The organism is Catellatospora sp. NPDC049609, assembly GCF_040675365.1.
In the GTDB taxonomy this organism is placed as follows: Bacteria; Actinomycetota; Actinomycetes; order Mycobacteriales; family Micromonosporaceae; genus Catellatospora.
This window is the reverse complement of record NZ_JBFAOU010000182.1, coordinates 1-15479: the sequence shown is the minus strand read 5'-3', so window position 1 is coordinate 15479 and position 15479 is coordinate 1. Positions and strand designations below refer to the sequence as shown.

The following is a 15479-nucleotide window of genomic DNA, read 5'->3' as shown; positions in this document are numbered from 1 at the left end:
TTGAGCACGTCACCGGTGGTGGACAGCCAGATGACGGCCTGGTACTGGGCGAGGTTGGCGGTGGTGAACTGGTTGGCGTCCTCGGTCGCGGTGACGGTGAAGCCGTTGGCGGCTCCGAGTTGCTGTATTGCGGTTACGCCGTGCGGGATGGACGAGTGGCGGAAGCCGGCCGTCTTGGAGAAGACCAGCACCTTCGTCAGCGGCGCGGCCGAGGCCGGGGCCGGCGCGAACAGGGTCGTGGCCAGCACCGTGGCCAGGCCGGCGACCAGGGAAAGTACGCGTTTTCGCATGTGGCTCGCTCCTTGCCTGAGGTTAGCGCGGTGAGCGGGCCGGCACCGGCGGACACCGCGGCGGCGCCTTCCGGACGGCCGTTCGCGCGGGCGGGAGCCACGGGGCGAGGCGGCGGCCGGACAGGACACCCACCGGGGCGCGGGCACGCCCGGTGACGGCGTTCGCGGTGGTCACCCGCGAACCGGAGCCGGTCGCCGAACACGGATCCGATATCTATCGACATCGAATCCTATAGGAACGGTGGTTCCGGGGGAAGCCCCTTCCGCCGTGACGACCCTCCGATTTGTCAACAGCGGCCGAACTTTTGCTAGATCAGAAAAAAGTATGCATCGCTATCTAGAAACTTTTGCTGATGTGGATTTAATATGGCCGCCACGAACGCGTTACAGGAGGTCCTGTGCGTACTGGTATATGGCTCGTCGGCGCACGCGGCTCCGTCGCGGTGACCAGCATGGTGGGTGCGCTGGCGATCCGGGCCTCCCTCGCCGAGCCGGTCGGGTGTGTCACCGAGCTGCCCGCGCTGCGCCACCCGGCGCTGCCCGCCCTGTCCGATCTGGTCTTCGGCGGCCACGACGTCTCCTGCGTCGGGCTGGTCAAGAAGGCCCAGTCCCTCGTCGCCGCCGGGGTGCTGCCCGCCGCGGTGGTCGCCGCCGTCGCCGACGAGCTCGCCGCGGTCGAGCCGGAGGTGCGCGCCGCGCCCGAGGGCCGCACCCAGCACGACACCGTCGCCCGGATCGCCGCCGACCTGGTCGACTTCCGCGCCCGCCACGGCCTCGGCCGGGTCGTCGTGGTCAACGTGTCCTCGACCGAGCCGCTCGCCACCGAGCACCCCGCGCACGCCGACGCCGCGGCCCTGGCCGCCGCGCTGCACCACGAGCCGGTGCTGCCGCCCAGCTCGCGGTACGCGTACGCGGCGTTCACCGCCGGCTGCGGGTACGTCGACTTCACCCCGTCCACCGGGGCGCGGCTGCCCGCCCTCGACCAGCTCGCCGCGCACCACCGCGTGCCGTACGCCGGGCACGACGGCAAGACGGGGGAGACCCTGCTCAAGTCGGTGCTCGCGCCCATGTTCGCGATGCGCAACCTGCGGGTGCGCTCCTGGTCGGGCACCAACCTGCTCGGCGGCGGCGACGGCGCCACCCTCGCCCAGCCGGACGCCAACGCGGCCAAGGTCGCCAGCAAGCAGCGGGTGCTCAAGGAGACGCTCGGCTACGAGCCCGAGGGCCACACCCGCATCGACTACGTGCCGGACATCGGCGACCTCAAGACCGCCTGGGACCTGATCACCTTCAGCGGGTTCCTGGGCAGCCGGATGCGCCTGGAGTTCACCTGGCACGGCTGCGACTCCGCGCTGGCCGCGCCGCTCGTGCTCGACCTGGCCCGGCTCACCGCCGCCGCCCACGCGCAGGGCCTGCACGGGCCGCTGCCGCAGCTGGCGTACTTCTTCAAGGACCCGCTCGGCGACGTCCCGCACGGCCTGGCCGAGCAGTGGGAGCTGCTCTGCCGCTGGGTGCACGCCTGGCCCGTGCCGGCCGACCACGTGGACACCGACCTCCGACCGGACCATGACGGGGAGGAGTCGCGATGAGACTGCGCGACCTCGCCCAGCTGGTGCGCGCCCCCGCCGCGCTGTCGGTGCCGGGCGACGCCGTCGCGGGCGCGGTCGCGGCGGGCAGCCTGTCCGCGCGCACGGCCGGGGTCGCCGCCGCGTCGGTCTGCCTCTACTGGGGCGGCATGGCCGCCAACGACTGGGCCGACCGCGAGCTCGACGCAAAGGAGCGGCCGGAGCGCCCGATCCCGTCCGGGCGGATCAGCCCGAACACCGCGCTGGCCGTCGCGGGCGGCCTCACCGTCGCGGGACTTGCCCTGGCCGCGGCCAGCGGCGGGCGCCGCACCCTGGCCACCGCCGCGCTGCTGGCGGGCGCCGTGTGGACGTACGACATCAAGCTCAAGAACAGCCCGGCGGGGCCCGCCGGGATGGCGGTGTGCCGGGGGCTGGACGTGCTCATGGGCGGCAGCGAGGGCGACCTGCGCCGCGCCGCCCGGCCCGCGCTGGCCGTGGCCGCGCACACCTACGCCGTGACCGCGCTGTCGCGCCGCGAGGTGTCCGGCGCCGACCGGACGCTGCCCGCGCTGACCCTGGGCGCGACCGCCGCCGTGGCCACGCGGGCCGCGGGCCGCACCGGCGGGCCGCTGCCGGTCCTGCTCGCTGCCTGGTACGCGCTGCGCTTCGGCCGTGCCCAGCGCGACGTGCTGCGCCACCCCGACGCGGCCCGGGTGCGCGCCGCGGTCGGCGCCGGCATCACCTCGCTGCCCGCGCTGCAGGGCGCGCTCATCGCCCGCGACGGCCGGCCGCTGCTCGGCGCGGCGATCGCGACCGCCGCACCCGCCGGCGCGAAGCTGGCGAGAAAGGTGTCCCCCACATGACCCTGCGCTTCGGATACGGCACCAACGGGTTCGCCAACCACCGCCTCGCCGACGCCCTCGACGTCATCGCCGAGCTCGGCTACACCGGCGTCGCGCTGACGCTGGACCACGCCCACCTCGACCCGTACGCCCCCGACGTCAAGGACCAGGTCGCGCGGACCGCGCGGCTGCTGGCCGAGCGTGAGCTGGCGGTGGTCGTGGAGACCGGCGCCCGCTACCTGCTCGACCCGCGGCGCAAGCACGCGCCCACCTTCCTGCACGACGACGCGCACCGCCGCGTGGACTTCCTCAAGCGGGCGGTCGACATCGCCGCCGAGCTGGGCGCCGAGGCGGTGTCCTGCTGGGCCGGGGTGCGCCCGGCGCACGTGTCGCCGGACGTGGCCTGGCAGCTGCTGGCCGAGGGCTGCGCCGAGGTCACCGGCCACGCGGCCGAACGCGGCGTGGCCCTGGGCTTCGAGCCCGAGCCGGGCATGCTGGTCGAGACGCTCGCGGACTGGCAGCGGCTGCGCGAGCTGGTCGGCGAGCACCTCAAGTTGACCCTCGACATCGGCCACTGCCGCGCCAACGAGCCCCTCGACGTCGCCGACTGCGTCCGCCTCGCCGGGCCGCACCTGGTGAACGTGCAGATCGACGACATGCGCCGGGGTGTGCACGAGCACCTGGAGTTCGGCGCGGGCGAGATCGACTTCCCGCCGGTGCTGCGCGCACTGGCCGAGACCGGGTACACCGGGCTGGTCGCGGTCGAGCTGCCCCGGCACTCGCACGCCGCGCCCGACGTCGCCGCGCGCTCGCTGAGCTTCCTGCGCGCCGCGCAGTGGCTCGGCGACGCCCTGGACCGGCTCGAAAGCGACCCGGCCGCGATCGCCACGCTGCTGCCCGCCGCGCGCCGCGGGGTCGGCCGGGCCGCCGCCGAGGACGCCCGGGTGCGCCTGCTGCACGCGGCCGGGCCCGACCGCGACGAGGCCGCCGAACTGTACCGGTACGGCGACAACGACGAGAAGCGGGCCGTGCTGCTGGCCTGTCCGGCGCCGGACCTGGTCCGCGACGCGCTGCGCAGCAACGACACCCGGCTGGTCGCCGCCGCGCTCGGCCCCGGCGCCCGGGACCTGCCCGACGCCGAGTGGCGCCAGGGCGTGCTCAAGAGCGTGTTCATGGGCCTGCCGCTGTCCGGGGTGGCCGGCCTGGACCAGCGGGCCGACGCCGAGCTCGGCCGCATGCTCGCCGCGCTGCACCACGAGCGCACCGCCGCCGGCCGCACCATGCCCGCCGACGCCGTCGAACTCATGGAGAGGCTGCATTGATGCGCATCTTCGACCCGCACATCCACATGACCTCGCGCACCACCGACGACTATGAGCGGATGGCGGCGGCTGGGGTGCGAGCGCTGGTCGAGCCGGCTTTCTGGCTCGGCCAGCCCCGCACCAACCCGGGGTCGTTCACCGACTACTTCGACGCGCTGATCGGCTGGGAGCCTTTCCGGGCGAGCCAGTACGGCATCCGCCACCACTGCACCATCGCGCTGAACCCGAAGGAGGCCAACGACCCGCGCTGCCGCGAGGTGCTGCCGCTGCTGCCGCGCTACCTGGCCAAGGACCGGGTGGTCGCGGTCGGGGAGACCGGCTACGACTCGATGACGCCGGAGGAGGACGAGGTCTTCGCCGCGCAGCTGCAGCTGGCCCGCGAGCACGGGCTGCCCGCGCTGGTGCACACCCCGCACCGGGACAAGGTCACCGGCACCCGGCGCAGCCTCGACGTGGTCAAGGAGTCCGGCATCGACCCGGGCCTGGTGGTGCTGGACCACCTCAACGAGCCGACGGTCGGCGAGGTCGCCGGGACGGGCTGCTGGATGGGCTTCTCCATCTACCCCGACACCAAGATGTCGCCCGAGCGGATGGTCGCCATCCTGCGCGAGTACGGGCTGGAGCGCGTGCTCGTCAACTCCGCCGCCGACTGGGGCAAGTCCGATCCGCTGCTCACCCTGCGCACCGGCGAGGCGATGCTGGCCGCCGGGTTCAGCGCCGACGACGTCGACCGGGTGCTGTGGCGCAACCCGGTCGAGTTCTACGGCCAGTCCGGACGCCTCGACCTCGACGACGACAGCGCCGCCGAGGCGACCTTCGCCGGGAACTCGATCCTGCGCGGAGGTTCCTGATGCGGCTGCGTGACGCCGACGGCACCACCGTGCACCTGGCCTACTGCACCAACGTGCACGCCGCCGAGGACTTCGACGGGGTGCTGTCCCAGCTGGACAGGTTCGCGGTGCCGGTGCGCGAGCGCCTGGGCGCCGACCTGCTCGGGCTCGGCCTGTGGCTGGCCGCCCCGGTCGCCCGCGCCCTGGCCGAGCAGCCGGAGCTGCGCCGCCGGCTGCGCACCGAGCTGTCGGTCCGGGGGCTGGAGACGGTGACGCTCAACGGCTTCCCGTACCGCGCCTTCCAGGCGCCGGTGGTCAAGCACGAGGTATACCTGCCGGACTGGACCGATCCCCGGCGGCTGCGCTACACCCTCGACCTCGCGCTGGTGCTGGGCGAGCTGCTGCCCGACGACGCGGCCCGCGGCTCGATCTCGACCCTGCCGCTGGCCTGGCGCGAGCCGTGGGACAAGGCGCGCTTCGGCGCGGCCCGCGCGCAGCTCGGCGAGCTGGCGGCCGCGCTGGCCCGCGGCGAGCGCCCGATCCGGGTGGCGCTGGAGCCCGAGCCGGGCTGCGTGGTGGAGTCCACCGACCAGGCCGTGGCGGCGATGTCCGCGGTGGCCAGCGAGCACCTCGGCGTCTGCGTCGACCTGGCCCACCTGGCCTGCGGCTGGGAGGACCCGGCCGACGCGGTCGCGAAGCTGAAGTCGGCCGGGGTGCCCGTGGTCAAGGTGCAGGTGTCGCAGGCCCTGGAGGTGGAGGACCCGCAGGCGGCCCGGCAGGTGCTGGCGGCGTACGCCGAGCCCCGGTTCCTGCACCAGACGCGCAGCTCGGCGGGGGAGCGCTTCGACGACCTGCCGCAGGCGCTGGCCTCCGACGCGCCCGGCCCGTGGCGCATCCACTTCCACGCGCCGCTGCACGCCGCCGCGCTGGACCCGCTGCGGACCAGCTCCGGGGTGCTGCGCGAGGGGCTGGCGGCGCTGCTGACCAACTCCGACTGCGACCACTTCGAGGTCGAGACGTACACCTGGGACGTGCTGCCGCCCGCGGCCCGCCCGACCGACGACGCGGGGCTGGCCGACGGCATCGCCGCCGAGCTGGCCTTCGCCCGCGACCAGTTCGCCGCCCTGGGGGTGCAGTGATGGACCGGGTGCATCCCCTGGTGGTGCTGGACGTGGTCGGCCTGACGCCCCGGCTGCTGGCGCACATGCCCCGGCTGCGGGCCGCGGCCGAGAGCGGGTTCACCGCCCGGCTCGACCCGGTCGTCCCGGCGGTCACCTGCTCGGTGCAGGCGACCTTCCTGACCGGCACGGCCCCGGCCGAGCACGGGATCGTCGGCAACGGCTGGTACTTCCGCGACCTCGGCGAGGTCCTGCTGTGGCGCCAGCACCACGCGCTGATCGAGGGCGAGCGGGTCTGGGACGCCATCCGCAGGGACCGCCCCGGCTACACCGTGGCCAACATCTGCTGGTGGTACGCCATGGGCGCGGACGTCGACTGGACCATCACGCCGCGGCCGATCTACCGCGCGGACGGCCGCAAGGACCCCGACTGCTACACGTTCCCGGCCGACCTGCACGACGAGCTGCCCGAGTTCCCGCTGTTCACCTACTGGGGCCCCGGCGCGGGCATCGCCTCCTCGGCCTGGATCGCCCAGGCCGCCGTGCACGTCATGGCCACCCGCGACCCCGACCTGACCCTGGTGTACGTGCCGCACCTCGACTACGACCTGCAGCGCTTCGGCCCGGCCGACCCGCGCGCCGCCGCGGCCGCCGCCGAGCTGGACGAGGCCCTGGCGCCCCTGCTCGACGCGGCCGCCGCGCGCGGGGCGACCCTGGTCGCGCTGTCGGAGTACGGCATCACCGAGGTGTCGCGGCCCGTGCACGTCAACCGGGCGCTGCGCGCCGCCGGGCTGCTGCACGTGCACACCCAGGACGGCATGGAGTACCTCGACCCGTGGACCTCCCGTGCCTTCGCCGTCGCCGACCACCAGGTCGCGCACGTGTACGTCCGTGACCCCGCCGACCTCGCCGCCGTCGCCAAGATCTGCGCCGAGCTGCCCGGCGTCGGGCAGGTGCTCGACGAGTCCGGCAAGGCCGGGCACGGCCTGCACCACGCGCGCAGCGGCGAGCTGGTGCTGCTGTCCGAGCCGGACGCGTGGTTCACCTACTACTACTGGCTCGACGACGCCCGCGCGCCCGACTTCGCCACCCACGTCGAGATCCACCGCAAGCCCGGCTACGACCCGGCCGAACTCTTCTTCGACCCGGCCGGCCCCGGCGCCGCCAAGGCCCGCGCCGCCAAGGCCCTGGTCCGCAAGAAGCTCGGCCTGCGCTACCGCATGAACGTCATCGGCCTCGACGCGGGCGCCGCCGCCGTCCGCGGCTCGCACGGCCTGCTCCCACCCGGCCCCGACGACGCGCCCGTGCTGCTGTGCTCCGACCCCGGCCCGGCGACCGACCGGATCGCCGCGACCGACGTCAAAGCACTGCTGCTGCGCCTGGCCGGGGCCACGCCATGACGCTCGCGCCCGCGCCGACGCCGCTGGCGGCGCGGATCGACGCGGAGCTGGCCGGGTTCGTGGACGGGCAGCGGCTGCTGTGGCCGGACCCGGAGCTGCGGCCGATGCTGGACAGCCTGCGCCGGTTCATCCTCAGCGGCGGCAAGCGGCTGCGCCCGGCGTTCTGCTACTGGGCTTGGCGTGGCACCGCCGACCCCGCCGAGCTGGCCGACGACCAGCGGGCGGTGACCGCGGGCGCGGCGCTGGAGCTGTTCCACTGCTTCGCGCTGATCCACGACGACATCATCGACGCGGGCAGCCGCCGCCGGGGCGCCCCGTCGCTGCACGAGGAGTTCGCCACCGCGCACGCCGGGCAGGGCTGGCGCGGCGACTCGCGCGCGTTCGGCCGCAACACCGCGCTGCTCTGCGGTGACCTGTGCGCGATGTGGGCCGAGGAGCTGCTGGCCGGGTGCCCGGCCGAGCCGGCGCGGCTGGCGCGGGCGCGGCGCATGTTCGCGGTGATGCGCACCGAGGCGGTGGCGGGGGAGTACCTGGAGGTCGTGGCGCAGGCGATGGCCGACTTCGGGCCGGCCGCCCCGGCCCGCGCGGCGCGGGTGGTGCAGCTCAAGACCGGGCGGTACTCGGTGGTGCGGCCGCTGCAGATCGGCGCGATCCTCGCCGGTGCGCCGGAGCGGGTGCTCGACGGGCTCGCGGCGTATGGCGAGCCGCTGGGGGAGGCGTTCCAGCTGCGCGACGACATCCTGGGGGTGTTCGGGGACCCGGCGCGCACCGGCAAGTCCACCCTGGACGACCTGCGCCAGGGCAAGCCGACGCCACTGCTCGCGGAGGCGTACGCGCGCGCCGATGTGCGATCGCGTGCGGTGCTGTCGGCACTCGTGGGGGATCCGCACCTGGACGAGGCGGGGGCCGACCGGGTGCGGGAGGTGGTGGGCGCGTGCGGCGCCCTGGCGGCGGTGGAGGAGCGGATCGCGGCGGCGCGGGCGGAGGCCCTGCGCGCGCTGGACTTCCTGGATCTGGCCGGGGACTCCCGCCGGGCGCTGGCGGGGCTGGCGGAGTTCGTGGCGGACAGGTCGTCGTAGGCGAACACGATCGCTCAGATATCCACTGAGCCCACCAATTTCCATATATACAGCGACATGTCTTTCTGACGATCTTCATCTATCCTATAGGATATTTCATACACGGTCCGGTAACAGGCCGGAAACTCTGCCCCCATCTCGCGGAGGTCATACCCCCATGAACCTCAGCAAGTCGGTACGCCTCGCCCTGGCGGCGCTCGTCGCCGCGGGCCTGGGTGCGGCCGTCCCCACCGCTCCCGCCCTGGCGTCGCCGACCGACGCCGCGTTCAACAGCTCCACCGGCGCGCTCAACGTCAACTACGCCGGTTACCTGTCCAAGAACGACATCGTCTACAACCGCCCCAACACCAACCCGCTGCACGGCCTGACCGTGGGCAACGGCAGGACCGGCGCCATGGTCTGGTCCAACAACGGCCTCACCGCCCAGGTGTCCGGCGTGGACCTGTCGCAGCAGTCGGCGTTCGCCGCCGGCATGCTCAACTTCAACACCAGCCCGTCCCTTGACTCGGGCTACACCACCTACCAGCAGCGGCTGTCGCTCTACGACGGCACGCTGACCACGAAGTACGACGGCAACCGCACTGTCACCATGATGGGCTCGTCCGGCTCCGAGGTGATGGGCATCCGCGTCGACGACACCCGCGGCGGGGTGTCGGCCGCGACCCTGGAGCTGAGCCTGTGGGACCCGAACTCGGTCTCCAACAGCGCCGACGTGCCCAACCTGACCACCTGGCGCACCGTGTCCACCGGCAGCGACTCCTCAGCGGCGTGGTTCAGCCGCGGCCAGGCCGACCCGAACAACTTCGGCTACACCTTCGCCGCCACCGTCGAGGGCGCGTCCTACACCGCGTCGGTGGTCAACGGCACCCGGGTGCGGCTGTCGATCACCCCGACGTCGAGCTACACCATCTGGTTCACCGCGGCCAGCCGGATCAACTCCCCGAACCTCGACTCGGTGGCCCAGGCGAAGAACCAGCTCGCCTCGGCCAAGTCCACGGGGTACCACACCACGTTCACCAACTACAGGAACTGGTGGCACAGCTTCTGGGGCAGGTCGTTCGTGCAGTACTCGAACGCAGGCGGCGAGGCCGACTACCTGGAGAACGTGTACTACCTGTCCACGTACATGATCGCGGCGGGCGGGTTCGGCAACTACCCGGTGCACTTCATCAACGGCGTGTTCCGGGCGACCGGCGACCAGACCAAGTGGAGCAACGGGTACTGGTACTGGAACCAGCGCGACGTCTACAACTCGTTCCTGGCCTCCAACCACGCCGACATGATGGCCGTGTTCAACCGGCTCTACAGCCGCAACTACGCGGCGCTGAAGGCGTACACGCAGACCAGGTACGGCACCGACTCGCTGTGGGTGCCGGAGACCATGGGCTGGGACGGCAACGCCCGCGGCACCATCAACAGCGACTACGTCAACGACATCTACTCCACCGGCACCGAGGCCGCGTACAACATGTACCTGCAGTACCGGTACACCAACGACACCGCGTACCTGCAGAACACGGTGTACCCGTACCTGAAGGACGCGCTGCGGTTCTACCAGAACCGGTTCCAGCTGATCAACGGCAAGTACCAGATGGTCAACAGCAACGCGCACGAGACCTACTGGGACGTGCGCAACGCGATCACCGACCTGGCCGCCGTGCGGCTGCTCGCGCCGCTGACCATCCAGGTCAGCACACAGCTCGGCCTCGACAGCGGGCTGCGCGCGGGCTGGCAGAACCTGGTCGACAACCTGTGGCCGTACCAGGTCAGCAACAACGCCTGGCTGCCGCACGACCCGCCGTCGTCGCCGGTGCGCAACGGTGAGAACGTGTCGGCCGAGCTGATCTGGCCCTACGACCGCACCGGCATCGGCCACCCCGACTACAACACCGCGCTGAACACCTGGAACGTGCGGCCGAACCCGTACGCCAACGTGTGGGCCAACGACCACGCGCAGGCGGCCCGGCTGGGCCTGGGCGACCAGGCGTTCAACGGCATGAAGCTGATGCTGCAGCGCTACCAGAACTACCCCAACGGCATGACCAACAACACCAACGGGGTGTTCGAGTACCTCGGCATCCACCTGGTCGCCATGAACGAGTCGCTGCTGCAGAGCTACAACGACAGGATCAGGGTGTTCCCGGCGGTGCCGTCCGACTCGTCGTTCGTCGGCAGGTTCACCCTGCTGGCCAAGGACGGCTTCCTGGTCAGCTCGGAGCGCGAGGCCGGCGAGATCAAGTACGTCGGGCTGCGCAGCCAGTTCGGCAAGAACGCCACGGTGGTCAACCCATGGGGCACCCAGCAGGTCCGGGTGCGCCGCACGAGCGACAACGCGATCATCACCACGTCCAGCGCGGCGGAGATCAGCTTCGCCACCGCCGCGAACACGGTGTACGTGGTCGAGCGCACCGCCAAGCCGCTGGGCAACTACGCGGCGACCACGCTGACCGGCACGCAGAACAACCACGCCAAGTCGCTGCGCAACACCGCCTCGACGCTGGGCCTGGGCACCGGCGGCGGAGGCGGGCTGGTCAACGACACCGACCTGACCTACGACGCGGGCTGGTACCACACCACCGCCCGGGGCTACGGCGACTACAACGACGACACCCACCACACCAACACCGTCAACGCCGCGGCCGGCTACACCTTCACCGGCACCGGCATCGAGTACCTGTCCGAGCGCAACGGCGACATGGGCAACGTCGACGTATACCTCGACGGGGTGTTCCAGGCCAACGTCAACCTGTACGTCTCCGGCGCCCGCCAGGCGCAGGTCGTGGTCTGGTCCAAGACGGGCCTGAGCAACGGGCAGCACACCATCCGCATCGTCAACAAGGCCACGGCCGTGGCGATCGTGGACGCGCTGCGCGTCACCACCGGTGGCACCCCGCAGCCCACCGGTTACGTGACCCTGCGCGCCCAGGCCAACGGCCAGTACGTCACGGCGGCCAACGCCACCACGGCGCTGATCGCCAACGCCACCACGGTCGGCACCGCCCAGCAGTTCGAGGTGGTCGACCGGGGCGGCGGCAACATCGCGCTGCGCGCCCGCAGCAACGGCCAGTTCGTCTGCGCCGAGAACGCGGGCGCCAACCCGCTGCTGGCCAACCGGGCCTCGGCCGGGGCCTGGGAGACGTTCGCGCTGGTCCGCAACTCCGACAACACGGTGAGCCTGCGCGCCACGGTCAACAACCTGTACGTGGTGGCCGAGAACGGCGGCGCGGCCGCGCTCATCGCCAACCGCACGGCCGTCGGGCCGTGGGAGAAGTTCGAAATGATCACGCTCTGACCCCCGCGGGGGCCGGGTCCGCCCGGTCCCCCACCAGCCACTTCGGAGCCGGGCATTCGGCGACTCGGCTCCGGACCGACCGTCCGGGCATCCGCGGCACCACCGCGGCGGCCCGGTGACCCGGCCGGCACCCGCGCACCGCCTCCCCGGGCGGCGCGCCGGGGCACCGTCCGGGTCCCCGACCCCGAGGGAACGCGTCATGGCCGCACCCGTCGCCGAAGCACCACGTCCTGCGCCGCGCCCGCGGTGGCAGGTCGGCCGATGGGCCGTGCGCACCACCGAGGTCGCCCGCCCGATCCCCGCCGACCCCCACCGACCGGAGCGTCCCATGCCACGAAGTACCCGATCCCGCCTCGCGGCGGGCCTGGCCATGCTGCTGCTGGCCAGCTTGACGGCGACCGCCGTCGGCGTCACCGCGAGCCCCGCTCCGGCGGCCGCCGCACCGCCCCCGACCAGCAGCTTCGAGAAGGTGAAGCTGGACGGCGGGCTGTCCATGGGCGAGCCGATCGAGCTGTCCGTGCTGCCCGACGGCAAGGTCCTCTACATCAACCGGGGCACCAGCTCCGGCGGCGGCCAGGTGCGCCTGTACAACCCGGCCACCGGGCAGACCACCGTGGCGCTGACGCTGCAGCTCGACGCCCGGTTCGAGGACGGCCTGATCGGCATCACGCTGCACCCGCAGTTCGCGAGCAACCGCTGGGTGTACCTGTTCTACTCGCCGGTGGCCACGCCGCTGGTCAACCGGATCAGCCGGTTCACCTTCAACGCGAGCACGCTGGTGCTGGACGCGGCCAGCGAGACCAAGCTCATCGAGTGGCCCACCGAGCGGCGGCTGTGCTGCCACTCCGCGGGCTCGATGAGCTGGGACAGCAACGGCAACCTCTACTTCGCGGTGGGCGACAACACCAACTCCGGCGGCGACTCGGCGGGCATGGCCCCGATCGACGAGCGCACCAGCCGCGACGCGCAGTACGACGCGCAGCGCACCTCGGGCAACACCAACGACCTGCGCGGCAAGATCAACCGGATCCACCCGGAGAGCAACGGGACCTACACCATCCCGTCGGGCAACCTGTTCGCCCAGGGCACCGCGGGCACCCGCCCCGAGATCTACATCATGGGGGTACGCAACCCGTACCGGATCTGGGTCGACAAGCAGGCGAACAACACCCTCTACTGGGGCGAGGTCGGCCCGGACGCCGGCGCCACCATCCCCAACCGGGGCCCGGCCGCCTACGACGAGTACAACCGCGCCTCCGGCCCCGGCAACTACGGCTGGCCCTACTGCGGCGGCCCGAACGTCGCCTACAACGACTGGGACTTCGCCGCCAACGCCCCGCGCGGCTGGTTCCCCTGCGGCGGCAGCACCGGCCCGGTCAACAACTCCCCGCGCAACACCGGCCTGCAGCAGCTCCCGGCGACCAAGGGCGCGCTGGTGTGGGAGCAGCACGGCGGCAGCGTCGACTGGCCCGCGCTGGACAACCCCGGCGGCTGCGGCTCGCCCAACCACGCCGAGGTCTACCACTACAACCCGAACCTGGTCTCGGACGTGAAGTGGCCGCAGTACTACGACAACAAGCTGATCATCACCGAGTACTGCCGTAACTGGATCAAGGAGGTGCAGTTCGGCAACGGCAACGCGGCCACCGGCAACCCGACGGTCATCGAGCCGGTCGTCGCCGGGATGCAGCTGGTCCACCCGATCGACATGGAGTTCGGCCCGGACGGGTCGCTCTACCTGCTCGAATACGGCAACGGGTACTTCTCCGGCGACGCCGCCGCGGGCCTGTACAAAATCAACTACGTGGCGGGCGGGCGCTCGCCGACCGCCGTGGCCACGGCCAACCGGGACAACGGGCTCGCCCCGCTCGCGGTGGCCTTCTCCAGCGCGGGCAGCAGCGACCCCGACGGCGACCCGCTGACCTACGCCTGGGACTTCGACAGCAACGGCACCACCGACTCGACCGCGGCCAACCCGTCGTACACCTACACCACCGTCGGCGACAAGCGCGCCCGGCTGACCGTCAACGACGGCACCGGCCGCTCCGGCAGCACCGTCATCCCCATCGTGGTCGGCAACAACCGGCCGGTCACCACGGTCGGGTCCATCCCCAACGGCGGCATCTACGGGTGGGGCGACGACGTCACCGCGACCGCCGCCGCCACCGACGCCCAGGACGGCGCCATCGCCTGCGGCAACGTGGTGGTCCGGGTGGCGCTCGGCCACCAGGAGCACGCGCACGAGGAGGGCCAGGGCACCGGCTGCGGGTTCACCTTCAACACCGGCCCGATCCACGCCGGGCTCGACGCGGTGCAGTTCTTCGTGGTCCGCGGCAGCTACACCGACCGCGGCGCGACCGGCACCGTGCCGCTGACCGGCGAGCAGCAGCTCACCCTGTGGCCCAAGCAGTGGCAGGCCGAGCACTACGTGACCCTCAACGGGCCGAAGGTGGTCGACCAGGCCGCGGCCGAGGGCGGCAAGCGCCTCGGCGACATCCAGAACGGCGAGTCCGTCCGCCACCACGCGGTCAGCCTGAAGGGCATCACCAGCGTCAAGGCGCGCGTGTCGTCGGCCAACGCGGGCGGCGTGCTGTCGTTCCGGTACGACTCGACCACCGGCCCGGAGGTCGCCCGGATCACGGTGCCGAGCACCGGCGGCTGGGACAACTACACCGAGCTCACCGCGCCCGTCACCAAGCCCGACGACGGCACGCACGACCTCTACCTGGTGTTCACCGGCTCCGGCACCGGCGCGCTCTACGACGTGGACAGCTACACGTTCGTGGGCAGCGGCGTGGGCACCACCCCGCCGGGCGGCGGCCAGGACCGGGCGCAGGGCCGCCCGGTGACCGCGTCCAGCACCGAGGCCGGGGCCAACGTCGCGGCCAACGTGGTCGACGGCAATGCGGCGACCCGCTGGAGCAGCCTCTACGCCGACCCGCAGTGGATCAGCGTGGACCTCGGCGCGCAGTACGCGCTCAACCGCGTCCGCATCAACTGGGAGGCCGCCTTCGGGCGCGCGTACCGGGTCGAGGTCTCCAACGACAACAGCACCTGGACGTCGATCTTCTCCACTGCCACCGGCGACGGCGGCGTCGACGACCTCACCGTCACCGGCACCGGCCGCTACGTGCGCGTCTACGGCACCCAGCGCGGCCTGACCCAGTACGGCTACTCGATCTGGGACCTGAACGTCTACGGCTCCCCGGTCAGCGGCGCGACGCTGCTGTCGCGCAACCGCCCGGTCACCGTGTCCAGCACCGAGGCGGGGGCGAACGTCGCGGCCAACGCGGTCGACGGCAGCACCACCACCCGGTGGAGCAGCCTCTACGCCGACCCGCAGTGGATCACGGTCGACCTCGGCGCGACGCGCAACGTCAGCCGGGTGGTCCTGAACTGGGAGACCGCGTACGCCAGCGCCTACCAGGTTCAGGTCTCCAACGACAACAGCAGCTGGACCACGATCTCGTCCACCACCACCGGCAACGGCAGCGTCGACGACCTCACGGTGTCCGGCTCCGGCCGGTACGTGCGGATCAACGGCACGGCGCGGGCCACCCAGTGGGGCTACTCGCTGTGGGAGTTCGACGTCTACGGGTCCTGACCGCAGCGGGGAGGCGGCCCGGAAGCCCCCGCCCCCCCCCCCCCCCCCCGCCGATCGGCACACCCCGACCCGGCACACCCGATCCAAGGAGCACCGATGCGCAGAAGGTTTCTGTCCCAGATGGGAAGAGCGGCGTG

Annotated in this window: 10 protein-coding genes; 9 read left to right on the top strand and 1 reads right to left on the bottom strand. The window is 72.4% G+C overall.

What is annotated here, in order from left to right; translation table 11 throughout:
* A partial coding sequence (locus AB0J67_RS33045; protein ID WP_363488279.1) for a ThuA domain-containing protein occupies nt 1-290 on the bottom strand: 290 nt, incomplete at its 3' end.
* Nucleotides 291-688: 398 nt separating this feature from the next.
* On the opposite strand from AB0J67_RS33045, the gene AB0J67_RS33040 reads away from it, so the two are divergent.
* The 9 genes from AB0J67_RS33040 (at nt 689) to AB0J67_RS33000 (ending at nt 15342) form a co-directional block, all read left to right on the top strand.
* Nucleotides 689-1879, top strand: coding sequence for an inositol-3-phosphate synthase (locus tag AB0J67_RS33040; protein ID WP_363488277.1), 1191 nt, complete (start codon nt 689-691; stop codon nt 1877-1879).
* Complete coding sequence (locus AB0J67_RS33035; RefSeq protein WP_363488275.1) at nt 1876-2718, top strand: SCO3242 family prenyltransferase; 843 nt, start codon at nt 1876-1878, stop codon at nt 2716-2718. The genes AB0J67_RS33040 and AB0J67_RS33035 overlap by 4 nt, the downstream gene beginning before the upstream one ends.
* Nucleotides 2715-4019, top strand: coding sequence for a TIM barrel protein (locus tag AB0J67_RS33030; protein WP_363488273.1), 1305 nt, complete (start codon nt 2715-2717; stop codon nt 4017-4019). The genes AB0J67_RS33035 and AB0J67_RS33030 overlap by 4 nt, the downstream gene beginning before the upstream one ends.
* Nucleotides 4019-4870 carry a TatD family hydrolase gene (locus AB0J67_RS33025; protein WP_363488271.1) on the top strand — a complete coding sequence of 284 codons (852 nt, stop codon included), beginning with the start codon at nt 4019-4021 and terminating at the stop codon, nt 4868-4870. Before AB0J67_RS33030 ends, AB0J67_RS33025 begins: the two co-directional genes overlap by 1 nt.
* Complete coding sequence (gene eboE / locus AB0J67_RS33020) at nt 4870-5988, top strand: metabolite traffic protein EboE (RefSeq protein ID WP_363488269.1); 1119 nt, start codon at nt 4870-4872, stop codon at nt 5986-5988. Before AB0J67_RS33025 ends, eboE begins: the two co-directional genes overlap by 1 nt.
* Nucleotides 5988-7367 (top strand): nucleotide pyrophosphatase/phosphodiesterase family protein, encoded by a 1380-nt coding sequence (locus tag AB0J67_RS33015; protein WP_363488267.1) that lies wholly within the window; start codon nt 5988-5990, stop codon nt 7365-7367. The genes eboE and AB0J67_RS33015 overlap by 1 nt, the downstream gene beginning before the upstream one ends.
* On the top strand, nt 7364-8446 hold the full coding sequence (locus AB0J67_RS33010) for a polyprenyl synthetase family protein (RefSeq protein WP_363488265.1): 1083 nt from the start codon (nt 7364-7366) through the stop codon (nt 8444-8446). Before AB0J67_RS33015 ends, AB0J67_RS33010 begins: the two co-directional genes overlap by 4 nt.
* Before the next feature lie 157 nt (nt 8447-8603).
* Nucleotides 8604-11738, top strand: a complete 3135-nt coding sequence (locus AB0J67_RS33005) for a carbohydrate-binding protein (RefSeq protein WP_363488263.1) — start codon at nt 8604-8606, stop codon at nt 11736-11738.
* A gap of 328 nt (nt 11739-12066) precedes the next feature.
* A complete protein-coding gene (locus AB0J67_RS33000; protein ID WP_363488261.1) occupies nt 12067-15342 on the top strand; it encodes a discoidin domain-containing protein in 3276 nt (1091 codons plus the stop codon).
* Nucleotides 15343-15479: the final 137 nt, after the last annotated feature.

Bases quoted from the DNA above. Each gene is read 5' to 3' on its own strand.
- AB0J67_RS33035 (WP_363488275.1), top strand. From the start codon at position 1,876: ATGAGACTGCGCGACCTCGCCCAGCTGGTGCGCGCCCCCGCCGCGCTG.
- AB0J67_RS33030 (WP_363488273.1), top strand. From the start codon at position 2,715: ATGACCCTGCGCTTCGGATACGGCACCAACGGGTTCGCCAACCACCGC.
- AB0J67_RS33025 (WP_363488271.1), top strand. From the start codon at position 4,019: ATGCGCATCTTCGACCCGCACATCCACATGACCTCGCGCACCACCGAC.
- eboE (WP_363488269.1), top strand. From the start codon at position 4,870: ATGCGGCTGCGTGACGCCGACGGCACCACCGTGCACCTGGCCTACTGC.
- AB0J67_RS33015 (WP_363488267.1), top strand. From the start codon at position 5,988: ATGGACCGGGTGCATCCCCTGGTGGTGCTGGACGTGGTCGGCCTGACG.
- AB0J67_RS33010 (WP_363488265.1), top strand. From the start codon at position 7,364: ATGACGCTCGCGCCCGCGCCGACGCCGCTGGCGGCGCGGATCGACGCG.
- AB0J67_RS33005 (WP_363488263.1), top strand. From the start codon at position 8,604: ATGAACCTCAGCAAGTCGGTACGCCTCGCCCTGGCGGCGCTCGTCGCC.
- AB0J67_RS33000 (WP_363488261.1), top strand. From the start codon at position 12,067: ATGCCACGAAGTACCCGATCCCGCCTCGCGGCGGGCCTGGCCATGCTG.